This is a genomic window from Sphaerisporangium sp. NPDC049002, assembly GCF_040649355.1.
Lineage (GTDB): Bacteria > Actinomycetota > Actinomycetes > Streptosporangiales > Streptosporangiaceae > Sphaerisporangium.
In genome coordinates this window covers 1-15,124 of record NZ_JBEZFH010000189.1, presented here as the reverse complement: position 1 = coordinate 15,124, position 15,124 = coordinate 1, and the positions used below count along the sequence as shown (strand labels likewise).

The 15,124-nt window shown below is 70.4% G+C and carries 12 protein-coding genes and 1 pseudogene; 10 read left to right on the top strand and 3 right to left on the bottom strand.

The window, feature by feature from the left end; genetic code table 11:
- A pseudogene (locus AB0B89_RS28505) lies at positions 1-94 on the bottom strand (protoheme IX farnesyltransferase); the annotation flags it as partial.
- Between the two features lie 72 nt (positions 95-166).
- Between AB0B89_RS28505 and AB0B89_RS28500 the strand changes: the two are divergent.
- The 5 genes from AB0B89_RS28500 to pssA all read left to right on the top strand — a co-directional run bounded on the left by AB0B89_RS28500 (position 167) and on the right by pssA (position 5,815).
- Positions 167-1,828: a lipid II flippase MurJ gene (locus AB0B89_RS28500; protein WP_358558980.1), complete on the top strand. Its 1,662-nt coding sequence runs from the start codon at positions 167-169 to the stop codon at positions 1,826-1,828.
- The gene (locus AB0B89_RS28495; RefSeq protein WP_358558978.1) at positions 1,815-2,912 is read left to right on the top strand and encodes a glycosyltransferase family 4 protein; all 1,098 of its coding nucleotides are present in this window, start codon (positions 1,815-1,817) and stop codon (positions 2,910-2,912) included. Before AB0B89_RS28500 ends, AB0B89_RS28495 begins: the two co-directional genes overlap by 14 nt.
- 324 nt (positions 2,913-3,236) lie before the next feature.
- Positions 3,237-4,220: a TerC family protein gene (locus AB0B89_RS28490; RefSeq protein ID WP_358558976.1), complete on the top strand. Its 984-nt coding sequence runs from the start codon at positions 3,237-3,239 to the stop codon at positions 4,218-4,220.
- 121 nt (positions 4,221-4,341) lie between these two features.
- Complete coding sequence (locus AB0B89_RS28485) at positions 4,342-4,989, top strand: phosphatidylserine decarboxylase (protein WP_358558974.1); 648 nt, start codon at positions 4,342-4,344, stop codon at positions 4,987-4,989.
- Positions 4,976-5,815 carry a CDP-diacylglycerol--serine O-phosphatidyltransferase gene (gene pssA / locus AB0B89_RS28480; RefSeq protein ID WP_358558972.1) on the top strand — a complete coding sequence of 280 codons (840 nt, stop codon included), beginning with the start codon at positions 4,976-4,978 and terminating at the stop codon, positions 5,813-5,815. Before AB0B89_RS28485 ends, pssA begins: the two co-directional genes overlap by 14 nt.
- An 84-nt stretch (positions 5,816-5,899) precedes the next feature.
- Here the strand turns inward: pssA and AB0B89_RS28475 are convergent, their stop codons facing one another.
- Complete coding sequence (locus AB0B89_RS28475; RefSeq protein WP_358558971.1) at positions 5,900-6,544, bottom strand: MBL fold metallo-hydrolase; 645 nt, start codon at positions 6,542-6,544, stop codon at positions 5,900-5,902.
- 87 nt (positions 6,545-6,631) lie between these two features.
- Complete coding sequence (locus AB0B89_RS28470; RefSeq protein WP_358558970.1) at positions 6,632-7,201, bottom strand: maleylpyruvate isomerase N-terminal domain-containing protein; 570 nt, start codon at positions 7,199-7,201, stop codon at positions 6,632-6,634.
- Here AB0B89_RS28470 and uvrA point away from each other — a divergent pair.
- The 5 genes from uvrA to rapZ form a co-directional block, all read left to right on the top strand.
- Positions 7,119-9,959: an excinuclease ABC subunit UvrA gene (gene uvrA / locus AB0B89_RS28465; RefSeq protein ID WP_358558969.1), complete on the top strand. Its 2,841-nt coding sequence runs from the start codon at positions 7,119-7,121 to the stop codon at positions 9,957-9,959. The two genes, AB0B89_RS28470 and uvrA, sit on opposite strands and share 83 nt — an antisense overlap.
- A gap of 185 nt (positions 9,960-10,144) precedes the next feature.
- The gene (locus AB0B89_RS28460; protein WP_358558968.1) at positions 10,145-10,615 is read left to right on the top strand and encodes a Rieske (2Fe-2S) protein; all 471 of its coding nucleotides are present in this window, start codon (positions 10,145-10,147) and stop codon (positions 10,613-10,615) included.
- A gap of 212 nt (positions 10,616-10,827) precedes the next feature.
- Positions 10,828-12,291 carry a 6-pyruvoyl-tetrahydropterin synthase-related protein gene (locus AB0B89_RS28455; RefSeq protein WP_358558967.1) on the top strand — a complete coding sequence of 488 codons (1,464 nt, stop codon included), beginning with the start codon at positions 10,828-10,830 and terminating at the stop codon, positions 12,289-12,291.
- A 144-nt stretch (positions 12,292-12,435) separates the two neighbouring features.
- Positions 12,436-14,352: an excinuclease ABC subunit UvrC gene (gene uvrC / locus AB0B89_RS28450; protein WP_358558966.1), complete on the top strand. Its 1,917-nt coding sequence runs from the start codon at positions 12,436-12,438 to the stop codon at positions 14,350-14,352.
- 113 nt (positions 14,353-14,465) lie between these two features.
- A partial coding sequence (rapZ, locus tag AB0B89_RS28445; RefSeq protein ID WP_358558982.1) for an RNase adapter RapZ occupies positions 14,466-15,124 on the top strand: 659 nt, incomplete at its 3' end.

Here is a 15,124-nt window from a genome sequence, read left to right as displayed (position 1 = left end):
AGTCGACCCGCCCGGTGATGCCCGCCCACCCGATCAGCACGGGCATGCACCCCGCGATGCCGCCCCAGACGACGTTCTGCGAGGTCCGGCGCTTGTCGCCGCGGCGGCGGTCCTGATCGGTGTCATCACGATCCTGGCGCGGGTCGTCGGTTTCGCCAAGCAACTGGTGCTCGCCCGCACTGTCGGCACGAACTGCCTGGCCACGGCCTACTTCACGGCCAACCAGGTGCCGAACATCGTCTTCGAGGTCGTCGTGGGCGGCGCGCTGGCCGGCATGGTCGTCCCCGTGCTGGCCGGGGCGGCGTCCCGTTCCCTGGCCCCGGACGCCGTGCGCGTGAGGGCCGGGGAGAAGGCGGGCCCCGCGCCGGCGGGCACCGGTGAGCCCGACCGGGCCCGGGACGAGGTCGGGTGGGTCACCTCGGCCCTGCTGACCTGGGTGCTAGTGCTGCTCGTGCCGCTCAGCGTCGTGGTCGCGCTCGCCGCCCATCCGGTGATCGAACTGTTCGCCGGTGAGGTGAAGGGGTGCGCGACCGGGGACCTCACGGCCGTGGCCACCCGGATGCTGGTCGTCTTCGCGCCGCAGATCCCGCTGTACGGCCTGGCGGTGGTGCTCTACGGAGTGCTCCAGGCGCATCGGAGGTTCACCGGCCCGGCCGTGGCGCCGCTGGTGTCCAGCCTGGTGGTGATCTTCGCCTACCTCGCCTTCGTGCCGCTCAGCGAGGGTGTCAAGGCCCCGCTGTCCGCCGTGCCGCGCCCCGCGGAGCTCGCCCTGTCGGTGGGCACGACGCTGGGCGTCCTCGCGCTGGTGGCCGCCGTCATCGGGCCCTCCTCCCGGCTCGGGCTCCGGCTGAGGCCCATCCTGCGCTTCCCCGAGGGCGTCGCCGTGCGGGTGCGGCGCCTCGCCCTGGCGGGGCTGAGCGCCCTGGTCGCCCAGCAGGCGGCCATGGCCCTGGTGGTCTGGCTCGCCAACCGCGAGGTCGGCGCCGGAGGGCTGGCGGGCTACAGCTACGCGTGGGCGATCTACCAGGTGCCCTACGCCGTGCTCGCGGTGCCCATCGCGACGAGCGTGTTCCCCGCGCTCTCCGCGCGCGCCGAACGGGGGGACCGCGACGGCTTCGCGGCCCTTTCCGCGCAGACCACCCGGGCCGTGGTGCTGGTCTCGGGCCTCGCCGCGGGCGCGCTCGCGGCCGTCGCCGCGCCGGTGGCGGCGGTGTTCGTCGACGGCATGGCAAGCGACGTCTCCGCGGACCAGTTCGCGAGGTCCATCGCGCTCTTCGCCCCCGGGCTGGTCGGGTACGGGCTGACCGCCCACCTGAGCCGGGTGCTGTACGCCGCAGGGAAGGGCAGGGCGGCCGCGGCCGGCATGGTGACCGGCTGGCTGGTGGTCATGGCGGCGCAGACCGCCTTCGTCCTGGCGTTCCCCGCATCCTGGAAGCTCGGCGGCCTCGCCCTCGGCAGCGCGGCCGGCATGACCGCGGGAGGCGCGCTGCTGCTGGCGGCGGTCGCCCGCACACGGGGCTCCAAGGCGCTCGCGGGGGTCGTACGCGCGTCGCTCGCCGCCCTGCTGGGAGGCGGGGCGGGGTTCCTCGCGGGCCTTTCGATCACCTCGCGCCTGAGCTTCCACGGACCGGTCGCCAACGTGGGCGTGGCCGCGCTGGCCGGCCTCGCGGCCGTGACGGTGTCCCTGGCCGTCGCGCTCGTGATAGACAGGCGCGATCTGGCCTCGGTGCTCTCCCGGGCACGGAGGACGGGCACGGGCGGCACGGGGGCCGGGGAGACGGGGCGGGTAGCCGGCGACCGGCGGGAAGGGACCGATGGCGATGGCTGAGGCGGGGCGGCGCGTGGTCCTGGTGCTCGGCACCAGCGCGGGCGGGGTGGGGCGGCACGTGCGGATGCTCGCCGGGGGGCTGGCCCGCGAGGGAAACCAGGTCGTCGTGGCGGGTCCCGCGAGCACGGATGAGGCTTTCGGCTTCTCCGGGGCCGCCCGTTTCCTGGAGGTGCCCATCTCCGACCGGCCACGCCCTCTGAGTGACCTCGGCGCGGTGAGGCGGCTGAGGCGGGCGACGTCCGGGGCGGACGTCGTCCACGCCCACGGGTTGCGTGCCGGAGCGCTGGCCGCGCTCGCCCTCGCGGGACGCCGTACGGGCCTGGTGGTCACCCTGCACAACGCCCTTACCGCTAAAGGAGTAATCGGCGCGATATATGGGCTTTTGGAGCGCATTGTTGCGAAAAAAGCTGATCAGGTGTTGGTCGTCGCGCCTGATCTGGGGGAGCGGATGCGCGCCCGTGGCGCGCGGAGCGTCGCGGACGCCGTCGTCCCGGCGCCACCCCTGCGTCCGCCCCGGAGGACGGCCGCCGAGGTCCGTGGCGAGTTGGAGGCGGGAGACCGTCCGATCTTGCTCACGATCGCCCGGCTGGCCCAGCAGAAGGGCCTGGAGACGCTGCTGGACGCCGCCGGCGGCCCGTACGCCGTGGCCGCCCCGCTGTTCGTGGTCGCGGGGGAGGGGCCGCTGCGTGGCGGGCTCCAGGCGCGCATCGACGCGGAGGGGCTGCCCGTCCGGCTGCTGGGCGATCGCGCCGACGTGGCCGACCTGCTCCAGGCGGCCGGCGCCCTGCTCGTGCCGAGCCGGTGGGAGGGGCAGCCGCTGAGCGTGCAGGAGGCGCTCCGGGCGGGCACACCGATCGTCGCGACGGCCGTCGGGGGCATCCCCGGCATGGTGGGCGACGCCGCCCTGCTGGTGCCGCCGGGGGACGCGGAGGCCCTGAGGCGGGAGGTCGCGAGGCTGCTCGCCGACCCCGGCCTGGCCGGACGCCTGGCCGCCGCCGCGGCGGCGCGCCCGCTGCCGGACGAGGAGGCCGCGCTCCGCGCCGTCCGCGAGGCCTACGGAGCGCTCCCGGGCGCCGGGCGCTGAAGGCGGCCCCAGGCCTGGTCACGGCCGTGATCGCGCGGTTCGCCGCCGGTTCGACAGCGCTTCTAGGGCGGGGCGCGGGCGCCTCCAGGGCGTGTGACCTGCTGGGCGGCCGCGCGGGCCGGCAAAACCCCGGTGTCGTTCAAAGGCTGATTAGGTAAGGCTTATGTGCTCGCCTATACTCCTCCTCTGAGGGGGGGAGTATCCCTTCGCGACAGCCTCGTCATCACGGTACGTCCCTTACGGCGTGCCCGGGGCTGCCGGTCCGAGCCTCTTGGCGCGGGCGGGAGAGACCTCCGGCACTTTGACGCGGGCCGGAGGTTTGTCTTGGACGTATCCGTGTGGGCTTGGGCGGCGGTCATCGGCGGGTTGCTGGTGGTTCTCGCCGTGGACCTGTGGATTGTCGACAGGGGTGAGCCCCGTGAGTTCTCGATGCGCCAGGCCGGATTCTGGGTCGCCTTCTACGTCGGGCTGGCGGTGCTGTTCGGCATCGGGCTGTTCGCCGTCGAGGGCATGGACAAGGCCGGTGAGTTCTTCGCCGGTTATCTCACTGAATACAGTTTGAGTGTCGACAACCTGTTCGTCTTCTACATCATCATGGGCCGGTTCGCGGTTCCCAAGATCTACCAGCACAAGGTCCTTCTCGTCGGCGTGCTGATGGCCCTGGTGATGCGTGGTGTCTTCATCCTCGTCGGCGCCGCCGCGCTGGAGCGTTTCGGCTGGTTGTTCTACGTGTTCGGCGCCTTCCTCATCTACACCGGCATCAACATGGTGCGCGGGCACGACGAGGAGGAGTTCAAGGAGAACCTGCTGCTGCGGTGGGTCCGCCGGATCTTCCCGACCACCGACGGCTTCGTGGGTTCCAAGATCACCGCGCGGGTGGGCGGGCGCCGAATGGTGACCCCCATGCTGATCGTGATGATCGCCATCGGCACCACCGACCTGCTGTTCGCCCTCGACTCGATCCCGGCCATCTTCGGTCTCACCAAGGACGCCTTCATCGTGTTCACCGCCAACGCGTTCGCCCTGATGGGGCTGCGTCAGCTGTACTTCCTGCTTGGCGGTCTGCTGCAGCGGTTGGTCTACATCAGCTACGGTCTGTCGTTCATTTTGGGCTTCATCGGGGTTAAGCTCATCCTGGAGGCCTTGCACACCAGTGGCGTCTCCTGGGCGCCGGAGGTGCCGATCTGGGTCTCCCTCTCGGTCATCGGCGTCACGATGGTGGTCACCACCGTGGCCAGCCTGATCAAGGCCAGGCGTGACAAGAAGGCCGGCGAAGCCACCGCCCCGGCGAAGGTGTCCCAGGGGTAGTGAATTGGTGCTTGAAGCGATTTGCTTGTCTCGTATCGCTATGTAACGGCGACGAGATGGGTAACATTCGGCGACAAGTCACAATCCGGTCTCTGGCCGCAAACATTACAAAAGGTTCCCCGTGTCCAACGATTCGCCAAGCCACAGTCGCCGCCGCGTACGGCTGGCACGTGGCGTTTCCCCCTGGCTGGCTCCCACGGTCGCCGCCGCCGTCATCTCGGCGGCGCTGGCCCGGCGGTCCCGCCCGTGGGTGCTCGCGGCGGCTCCGCTGACCGCGCTCACAGGCGCCATGCTGTGGTTCTTCCGCGACCCCGACCGCGCCCCCGGCACCGGACTGGTGCTGAGCCCGGCCGACGGGGTGGTCCAGAGCATCGACCCCCAGCCGGACGGGCGTACGCGCGTCGCGATCTTCATGAGCCCGCTGAACGTCCACGTGAACCGCGCCCCGCTCGACGGCACGGTCACCTCTGCGCGGCATGTGGCAGGCGGGTTCAAGCCCGCGTTCAACAAGGACAGCGACCAGAACGAGCGGGTCGTCTGGCACTTCGACACGGCACTGGGCGACATCGAGCTCGTGCAGATCGCCGGAGCCGTGGCGCGCCGCATCGTGCCCTACCTCGGCGCGGGTGCCAAGGTCTCACGAGGCGAGCGGATCGGGCTCATCCGCTTCGGCTCGCGGGTGGACATCTACCTTCCAGAAGGGATCGCCCCAGCGGTGACCGTTGGGCAGCGGACGACGGCAGGAGTGACTCGCATTGACCACGGCTGACGCAGGCTGGTCCATGGAGGGCGTGGACGAGGACGAGGAGCCTCGGGGGCCCGTCGGGAAGGCGTTCCGCCTGTCGGCCGCCGACTCGCTCTCCCTGGGCAACGCGATGTGCGGCTTCCTGGCCGTGTGCGTTCTGGCGTGGTCGGCGATCGCCCAGCTCCAGCAGTCGCGCGAGTTCCATCCCGACCCCCGGTACTTCGCCACCGCCGTGGTGCTGCTGCTGATCGGCGCCACCTGCGACCTGTTCGACGGGCTGGTGGCCAGGAAGTTCAGGGCCTCGGCCATGGGCGCCGAGCTCGACAACCTCGCCGACGTGATCAGCTTCGGCTTCGCCCCCGCCTTCATGGTGGTGGCCTGGGCGGGCTTCTCCCAGAAGCTCCCGCTGTGGCTGGTGCTCTGCGCCGCCGTGTCCGTCCTCGGCGCGGGCGTCGTACGGCTGGCGCGCTTCGCCTGCGTGAAGACCAAGAGCGGCGACTTCATGGGCCTGCCCATCCCCATGGGCGCCATGACCGTGGTGTCGATCGTGCTGCTGTTCGAGCCGTCGTACTTCACGGTGGTCGGGATCTTCGCGGTGGCCTGGCTCATGGTCAGCCGCATCGAGTACCCCAAGCCCAAGGGCAACCTGGCGGCGGTCGTACTGGCCTGGATCATGGTCAACGTCGCCTGCCTCACCATCTGGGCGGCCGACCTGACGGGCGGCGACCTGCTCATCCAGATCGGCGCCTCCATGCAGATCGCGCTGGTGTCGGCGATCCCGCTGCGCGTGCTGATGTTCAAGCGCGAGCAGCGCAAGGAGCGCAGGGAGACCGAGTCCGTCGTCCGGTGACCCTGGCGATGGCCTGCCGAACGGCCCGGTCCCTTTGGGGGCCGGGCCGTTCGCGCGTCCTCGCCTGTCTGCCGGCTCGCGCGGCTACCAGCCGCGGGCGCGCCATTCGGGCAGGGAGGGGCGCTCTGCTCCGAGGGTGGTGTCCTTGCCGTGGCCGGGGTACACCCAGGTCTCGTCGGGGAGCCGGTCGAAGATCCGCTCAGCCACGTCGGTGTACAGCTGCTCGAACCGGGCGGGGTCGCGCTGGGTGTTGCCGACCCCACCGGGGAACAGCGAGTCGCCGGTGAACAGGTGGGAGTCCTGGTAGAGCAGGGCGATCGAACCGGGGGTGTGTCCGCGCAGGTGGATCACGTCGAGCGTGACCACTCCCACGGTGACCTTGTCGCCGTGCTCGACCGGCTGGGTGACCGGCACCGGCAGGGCCGGCGCGTCCAGCGGGTGGGCGACGGTCTCGGCCCCGGAGGCCTTCGCCACCTCCGCCAGGGCCATCCAGTGGTCCTGGTGCTGGTGGGTCGTGATGATCTTGCTGATGGGCCCGTCGCCGATCAGGTCGAGCAGCCTGCCGGCGTCGGCGGCCGCGTCGATCAGCACGCCGTCGCCGGTCTCACGGCATCGAAGCAGGTAGGCGTTGTTGCCGAAGTCGCCCACCTCGATCTTGCTGATCGTGAGTTCGGGCAACTCGCGCACGTCGGCGGGACCGTCAGCGGTCACGTCGCCGGTGTAGGTCATGGGTACTCCTCAGGTGGTGACGCCGGGAGGCCGGGCGGTGCGGGCATCGTGAGCCACGGCGGCGCCGCCGGCGGCTTCTCCGCCAGCCTAAGCCCCGCCTCCGTCCCGCCGCCCGCGCCGTCCGTCTTCCCGCCGCCCGCGCCCAGGTCGACGTGGTGGATCTCGACGACCCGGATCCGGCGTACGAGCACGTGCCAGGCGCGTGCTGCTCCGCGATCGGCCTCCGGCTCCTTCTGCGATCTCGGCCTCCCGGGCGCAGGGCGTTGGGTACTGTGGGGTGTACACACCTGTCCTGGCCCAGGTCAGGAAGTTGATGTGGCCGTCCGCGTTACGCGCGACGTGGGTGAGCACGTGGCCGCGGGCCCAGCCCGCAAGCAAGGAGGGGCCATGACCTCCGCGCCGGCCCTCGCCCACCGGCACGCCGCCGGTGGTCTCGGGGGCACGCCCGGCCCCTCGCCGGAGCGGAAGCCGGAGCGGGAGAAACTGTCGGACCCCGTCGTTAGAGTGGCGGCGACTAGTCAGAGGTGGCCAGTTCCGGCTGCCGTGGATCGCAACCCAACATGAGAGATCTGCTGTGGCCGACCGCTTGATCGTTCGTGGCGCCCGCGAACACAATCTCAAGGACGTCTCGCTTGACCTGCCGCGAGACGCTCTCATCGTCTTCACCGGGCTCTCCGGCTCGGGCAAGTCCAGCCTGGCCTTCGACACCATCTTCGCCGAGGGCCAGAGACGCTATGTCGAGTCGCTCTCGTCGTACGCCAGGCAGTTCCTCGGGCAGATGGACAAGCCCGATGTCGACTTCATCGAGGGCCTGTCGCCGGCCGTCTCCATCGACCAGAAGTCGACCTCCCGCAACCCCCGTTCCACCGTCGGCACGATCACCGAGGTCTACGACTACCTGCGCCTTCTTTGGGCGCGCATCGGCAAGCCCCACTGCCCGGCCTGTGGCCGTCCCATCGCCCGGCAGACCCCGCAGCAGATCGTCGACCGCGTCCTCGAACTCCCCGAGGGCACCCGGTTCCAGGTCATCGCCCCGGTGATCCGCGGGCGCAAGGGCGAGTACGCCGAGCTGTTCCGCGAGCTGCAGACCAAGGGCTTCGCGCGCGCCCGCGTCGACGGCACGGTCGTCCGGCTGGAGGAGCCGCCGACCCTGAAGAAGTACGAGAAGCACGACATCGAGGTGATCGTCGACCGGCTCTCGGTGAAGGACGGCGCGCGCCGGCGCCTCACCGACTCGGTGGAGACCGCGCTGCAACTGTCGGGCGGCACGATCACGCTCGACTTCGTCGACCTCCCCGAGGACGACCCTGGTCGCGAGCGGTTCTACTCCGAGCACCTCTACTGCCCCTACGACGACCTGTCGTTCGAGGAACTGGAGCCGCGCTCCTTCTCGTTCAACTCGCCCTTCGGCGCCTGCCCCGACTGCACCGGCCTCGGCACCCGCATGGAGGTCGACCCCGACCTCGTGGTGCCCGACCCCGAGAAGTCCCTGGGCGACGGCGCCATCTCCCCGTGGTCCGGCGGCCACACCAGCGACTACTTCATCCGGCTGGTCGAGGCCCTCGGCCACGCCATCGGGTTCGACCTCGACACGGCCTGGGAGCGGCTGCCCAAGCAGGCGCAGAAGGCGCTGCTGCGCGGCCACGACGAGCAGGTCCACGTCCGCTACAGCAACCGCTACGGCAGGCAGCGCTCCTACTACACGACCTTCGAGGGCGTGATCCCGTGGGTGCAGCGCCGGCACGCCGAGGCCGAGAGCGACTCCACGCGCGAGCGGTTCGAGGGCTTCATGCGGGAGATCCCCTGCCCCACCTGCAAGGGCGCCCGCCTCAAGCCCGTCTCGCTCGCGGTCACGGTCAGCGAGTCCTCAATCGCCGACGTGTCGGGCATGTCGATCGGCGAGTGCGCCAAGTTCCTCGGGGGGCTCACCCTCTCCGAGCGTGACAGCCACATCGCCGAGCGGGTCGTCAAGGAGATCAACGCCCGGCTGGGCTTCCTGCTCGACGTCGGACTCGACTACCTCACCCTCGACCGCGCGGCGGGCACGCTCGCCGGTGGAGAGGCCCAGCGCATCCGTCTGGCGACCCAGATCGGGTCGGGTCTGGTGGGCGTGCTGTACGTCCTCGACGAGCCGTCGATCGGCCTGCACCAGCGCGACAACCAGCGGTTGCTCGACACGCTGATCCGCCTGCGCGACATGGGCAACACGCTGATCGTCGTCGAGCACGACGAGGACACGATCGCCGCCGCCGACTGGGTGGTCGACATCGGTCCCGGCGCGGGCGAGCACGGGGGCCAGGTCGTGGTGTCCGGCACCGTGGAAGACCTGCTGGCCAGCGAGGACTCCCTGACCGGCGCCTACATCTCCGGGCGCAGGAGCATCGACCTGCCCGCCGCCCGGCGAAAGCGCGACTCCAAGCGCAAGCTGGTGGTCAAGGGCGCCCGTGAGCACAACCTCAAGGGCGTCGACGTCGAGTTCCCGCTGGGCGTGTTCACCGCGGTGACCGGTGTGTCGGGCTCGGGCAAGTCCACACTGGTCAACGACATCCTGTACAACGCCCTGGCCAAGGAGCTCAACGGCGCGAAGACCGTGCCGGGCAGGCACTCCCGGGTCACCGGCACCGACCAGGTCGACAAGGTGGTCCACGTCGACCAGAGCCCTATCGGCCGCACGCCGAGGTCCAACCCCGCGACCTACACCGGGGTGTTCGACCATGTGCGCAAGCTGTTCGCGCAGACGACCGAGGCCAAGATCCGCGGCTATCTTCCGGGCCGGTTCAGCTTCAACGTCAAGGGCGGGCGCTGCGAGGCGTGCTCCGGCGACGGCACCATCAAGATCGAGATGAACTTCCTGCCTGACGTCTACGTCCCGTGCGAGGTATGCCACGGCGCCCGTTACAACCGGGAGACCCTGGAGGTCCACTACAAGGGCAAGACGATCTCCGAGGTCCTCGACATGTCGATCGAGGAGGCGCTTGCGTTCTTCGACGCCATCCCGGCGATCAAGCGGCACCTGAAGACCCTCAACGACGTCGGCCTCGGGTACGTCCGGCTGGGCCAGCCGGCGACCACCCTGTCCGGCGGCGAGGCGCAGCGCGTCAAGCTCGCCTCCGAGCTCCAGCGGCGGTCCACGGGCCGCACCGTCTACGTGCTCGACGAGCCCACCACCGGTCTCCACTTCGAGGACATCCGCAAACTGCTCGGCGTGCTCGGCCGCCTGGTCGACAGCGGCAACACGGTCATCGTGATCGAGCACAACCTCGACGTCATCAAGACCGCCGACTGGGTCATCGACATGGGCCCCGAGGGCGGCTCCCGTGGCGGGCTCGTGCTCGCCACCGGCACCCCCGAGCAGGTCGCCCGCATCGAGGACAGCCACACCGGCCGCTTCCTCAGCAAGATCCTCGGAGGCTGACCCCCTTCCGCTCGCCCACCCCACCCCACGCCGCACGGCGGCCTGGCCGTGGGGTGGAGATCGGCTTCGTTTGACCTGCGCGTTATGCGTAATTGTCCATACTTCCTTGGGTTACTTGTCGCGCAAGCTGAACCATGTCGGGGCGCGAGCCGTAGCTGAGATAACAGACCTCTAGGAAGGCGAATATGACGGACACGGATACGACACGGCGTGCGGTGATGCTGGGCGCGAGTGGTGCGGGCCTGGCCGTGGTGCTGACCGCCTGCGGCGGGTATGACTCATCGACCTCGGTCGGCAGCGGCGATTCCGCCGCGGATCCCGCTCCGGCGTCCTCCGCCGGTGAAGCCGCGGGCGACGCGGCCGGGGGCTCCAGCGGTCTGGCGAAGGCGAGCGACATCCCCAAGGGGGGCGGCAAGATCTTCAAGAAGGAGAAGATCGTCGTCACGCAGCCCAACGACGGTGAGTTCAAGGCGTTCAGCGCCATCTGCACCCACCAGGGATGTCCGGTCGGGTCCGTCTCCGACGGCACCATCAACTGCCCGTGTCACGGCAGCAAGTTCAACATCGCCGACGGTTCGGTCGTCAACGGGCCGGCGAGCGAGCCCCTGGCCGAGAAGCAGATCAAGGTCGAGGGCGGTTCCATCAGCCTTGCCTGAGGTCGCCTCTCGGAACGCGCTCGCGAACGGGCGGGGGTGAAGGGCACCGGCCCTTCACCCCCGCCCGTTCGTACTGCGAGACCCGGCGCCGCCGGTCGCGGGGCGGTGCTCTTCGGGGGCTCGGGGGTGGCGTGTGAGGTTTTGCGGGACGCTGACCTATGGCGGGCGGGGGTTCCCGGGCGGATGTGATCGCATTCGCTGTGGGAGGAGCCATGCGGGTGCGCGGCGGGGGATACCTGCTGCTTTCGGTGATCGTGTCGGCCTGGTCGGCGTTCGTCGCCGCCCGGCATGCCTGGACGGGTGACTGGCATCTCCACGTGGCCACAGTCCGGGCCCTGGCCCAGCATCCCCTGGCGCCCGAGGACCCGCTGGTCGGCGGGCACGTGCGGAGCCCGTACTTCACGCCGTACACGTTGCTGCTCGCCCTCGTCTCACGGACGACCGGCGTGGGGCCCGAAGCCGTCCTTTCGTGGGCGGGCGTGGCGAACATCGGGCTGCTGCTGTGGGGGATGCGCGCGTTCTGCCGCCGCCTCGGCGACCGTACGGCGACGGCCGTGCTGGCCGTGGTCTTCGTCCTGTTGCTCTGGGGGACACGGCCCTTCGCGTGGAGCGGGTTCGCGCCGATGGCCTCGCTGTCGTTCACCCAGGCCTATCCGTCCACAGTAGCCCTGGCGCTCATGTTGGCGTGCCTGGCGGTGCTGCTGCGCTTCCGCGAGGAGGGCCGCCTGGCCGACCTGGCCCGCCTGGTCGTGCTCGCGGCGCTGATCCTGCTGGTGCATCCCTTCACCGCCGCCGAGACGGCCTTCGTGGCCACCGCCTTCCTGCTCGCCCGGCCCGGCGCCTGGACCAGGAGGCGGCTGTTCGCGCTCGCGTGCGCGGGCATCGGCGCCCTCGCCCTCGCGGCGCTCTGGCCGTACGCCGGGATGTCGTCGCTGGCGCGGGCGGGATCGGGCTTCTCGCACATCCACTCGACGCTCGTCGCGGACGCCTTCGGGAAGTACTGGCTGGTCCTGGTGGGGATACCGGCCCTGTGGCACGGCGTGCGGCTGCCACTCGGGCGCGAGCTGGCCGTGGGATTCGCGGCAGGGACGGCGGTGGTGATCGTCGCGGTGCTCCTCGGGCGGTACGAGTTCACCAGGCTCATCCCGGTCGTCGCGCTGATGTCCCATCTGGCCCTCGCCCGCTGCCTGGGGGACCGGGCGGCGGGCTGGAGGCCGTACGGCGCCGTGACGGCCACGGCCTGCGTGGCCGGCCTGTGCGGCGCGGCGCCGGGGATCGCCCGCGCCCTGCCCCCGCGGGTTCCCGCGACCCTGGTCCCTGCCACGGTGATCGAGCACTGGCCGGGCGGGAGGGCCGACCACGGCGCCGAGTTCGCCCGGCCGTACGTGCGCGAGGGCGACGTCGTGATGGCCAGGCACGCCGCGGCCACGCGCATGCTCGTGGGATGGGGCGTGCGGGCGGTCGCCCCGCCCTACCCCTATCCGTTCCTCGCCGACGAGGCGGAGCGTCGCCGGGCGCAGCGGCGCATGTTCGCGGGCGGGACCCCGCGCGAGGAGCGGCTGGCCCTCGCCGACCGGTACGGCGTACGGTGCCTGCTCGGCCGCCGGCCGCCCGAGGTGCCTGGGTTCGTCCCGGTGGCCGCCTCCGGCCCGGAAACGCTGGCCTGCAGACGGTGACGGCTCGCTCGGCATCCGCTCACCACAGGTGTGCGGGAACCGGTCGTGTCAAGGGTCCGAGCAGGGATCTCCACCACCTCTGTCAGGCCCCTATGTGGCGCTGGATCGCCTTATTCTGTCGGCAGGTCCGGATAGGCTTTCAGTGTGGCAAGACCCGCGAACACCCCCTTGAGTTTTCGCCCCGAGCCGGGGTCGATCCCCGAGTCCCCGGGCGTCTACCGCTTCAGGGACGCCCATGGCCGGGTCATCTATGTCGGCAAGGCCAAGAGCCTGCGGCAGCGCCTCAACTCCTACTTCGCCGACTTCGCCGGTCTGCATCCGCGCACCCAGACGATGCTCACCGCGGCCGAGGGCGTCGACTGGACCGTCGTCGGCACCGAGGTCGAGGCCCTCCAGCTCGAATACTCCTGGATCAAGGAGTTCGATCCCCGGTTCAATGTCAAATACCGGGACGACAAGTCCTATCCCTTCCTCGCCGTCACGATGGGCGACGACTTCCCCCGGGTGCAGGTTCTGCGCGGCGCCAAGCGCAAGGGCACGCGTTACTTCGGGCCGTACTCCCACGCGTGGGCGATCCGCGAGACCGTCGACCTGCTGCTCCGCGTGTTCCCCGTGCGCACCTGCTCGGCGGGGGTGTTCAAGCGAGCCGGGCAGATCGGGCGGCCGTGCCTGCTGGGCTATATCGACAAGTGCTCCGCCCCGTGCGTCGGCAGGGTGACCGAGGAGGAGCACCGCCGGCTCGCCGAGGATTTCTGCGACTTCATGGCGGGCAACACCAGCCGGTTCATCAAGCGGCTGGAGCGCGAGATGCGCGAGGCCGCCTCCGCCGAGGAGTTCGAAAGGGCCGCGCGACTCCGCGACGACATCCAGGCGCTCCAGCGTGCCCTCGAAAAGCAGGCCGTGGTGCTCGGAGAGGGCACCGACTGCGACGTGGTCGCGCTCGCCGAAGATCCGCTGGAGGCGGCCGTCCAGGTCTTCTACGTGCGCGGAGGGCGCATCCGCGGCCAGCGCGGCTGGGTCGTGGACAAGGTGGAGGAGTCCTCCCCTGGCGAGCTGGTGGAGCACTTCCTGCTGCAGATGTACGGCGAGGCGTCTCCCGAGGCGGTGCCCCGCGAGGTCCTGGTGGCGGCCCTCCCGCCCGAGGTCGACGCGGTCGCCGAGCTGCTCACCGAGCAGCGCGGCGCGAGGGTCGAGGTGCGGGTGCCCCAGCGTGGCGACAAGAAGACCCTGATGGAGACCGTCGAGCGCAACGCCAAGGAGTCGCTGGCCCAGCACAAGCTGCGCAGGGCGAGCGATCTCACCACCCGCAGCCGGGCGCTTCAGGAGATCGCCGACGCCCTCGACCTCGACCAGGCCCCGCTGCGCATCGAGTGCTACGACGTGTCCCACCTGATGGGGGACGACGTCGTGGCCTCGATGGTGGTGTTCGAGGACGGCCTCGCCCGCAAGAGCGAGTACCGCAGGTTCGCGATCCGGGGCACGGCCGGTCAGGGCGACGTCGCCTCGATCTACGAGGTGATCTCCCGGCGGTTCAAGCGTCACCTGGAGGAGCGGGCGGCGAGCGGCGAGCTCGATCCCGAGCCCATCGACCCTGAGACGGGCAAGCCGCGCAGGTTCGCCTATCCGCCCAATCTCGTCGTGGTCGACGGCGGCCCCGCTCAGGTGGCGGCGGCGCAGCGGGCGCTCGACGAGCTCGGGGTCGACGAGGTCTCGGTGAGCGGGCTGGCCAAGCGGCTCGAAGAGGTCTGGCTACCCGGCGACGACCAGCCTGTCATCCTGCCCCGGAGCAGCGAAGGGCTCTATCTTCTACAGAGGGTGCGCGATGAGGCTCATCGATTCGCCATCACCTACCATCGATCAAAACGCGCAAAGTCTGTCAAAGAGAGCGCTCTGGACGAGATTCGCGGGCTCGGGTCGGCACGCAAGCAGGCTTTGCTGAAGCGCTTCGGATCCGTCAAACGGTTGCAGGGGGCCTCCGTAGACGAGATCCGCGAGGTTCCTGGCATCGGGCTTTCGACGGCCGAGGCGATCGTTGCGGCGCTGAAGGGGGAGGGAACGTGACTGAGAACACCAGCGGAAACGACAATGACCACGAAACCTCACGGCCGCGCTCCGGCGCGCCGCGAGACCGCAAGGGGGCGGTGAGCGAGACAGCGTTCGTCATCGTCACCGGCATGTCCGGGGCCGGGCGGAGCACGGCGGCCAAGGCCCTGGAGGATCTGGGCTGGTTCGTCATCGACAACCTGCCGCCGGGCATGCTGTTCGCCATGGCCGAGGAGGCCGGGAAGGTCAAGCTCGACACCGACAAGGTGGCCGCCGTCGTCGACGTGCGCAGCCTGGCCTTCACCACCGACCTCAACACCGCCATCGAGGAGCTGGAGGCGCGCGGCGTCGCGGTGCGCGTCGTCTTCCTCGAAGCCAGCGACGAGGAGCTCGTCCGCCGTTTCGAGAACGTCCGGCGCCCGCACCCGCTCCAGGGCGAGGGGCGGCTGGTCGACGGCATCGCCAGGGAGCGCGGCATCCTGCGGGAGGTCCGGGCCAACGCCGACCTGGTCATCGACACCTCGTCGCACAACGTGCACGAGCTGCGCGGCAAGATCGTCTCGTTCTTCGGCGGCGAAGACCGTCCCGGCCTGCGGGTCAACGTCGTGTCCTTCGGGTTCAAGTACGGCCTGCCGGTGGACGCCGATCTGGTGGTCGACTGCCGGTTCCTGCCGAACCCCCACTGGGTGCCCGAACTGCGTCCTATGAACGGCCTCGCCACGACGGCAAGTTCGTCCGGCTGCACGGCGCCGAGTTCACCAACTGGGTCGCGCAGGCGGGCGGCGTCGAG

What these genes read in the sequence shown, in the direction of transcription:
- AB0B89_RS28495 (WP_358558978.1), top strand. Translation starts at nt 1,815, where the DNA reads ATGGCGATGGCTGAGGCGGGGCGGCGCGTGGTCCTGGTGCTCGGCACC.
- AB0B89_RS28475 (WP_358558971.1), bottom strand. Translation starts at nt 6,544, where the DNA reads ATGACCTACACCGGCGACGTGACCGCTGACGGTCCCGCCGACGTGCGC.
- AB0B89_RS28470 (WP_358558970.1), bottom strand. Translation starts at nt 7,201, where the DNA reads ATGAGAGCGTCTCGCGGCAGGTCAAGCGAGACGTCCTTGAGATTGTGT.
- AB0B89_RS28460 (WP_358558968.1), top strand. Translation starts at nt 10,145, where the DNA reads ATGACGGACACGGATACGACACGGCGTGCGGTGATGCTGGGCGCGAGT.
- AB0B89_RS28455 (WP_358558967.1), top strand. Translation starts at nt 10,828, where the DNA reads ATGCGGGTGCGCGGCGGGGGATACCTGCTGCTTTCGGTGATCGTGTCG.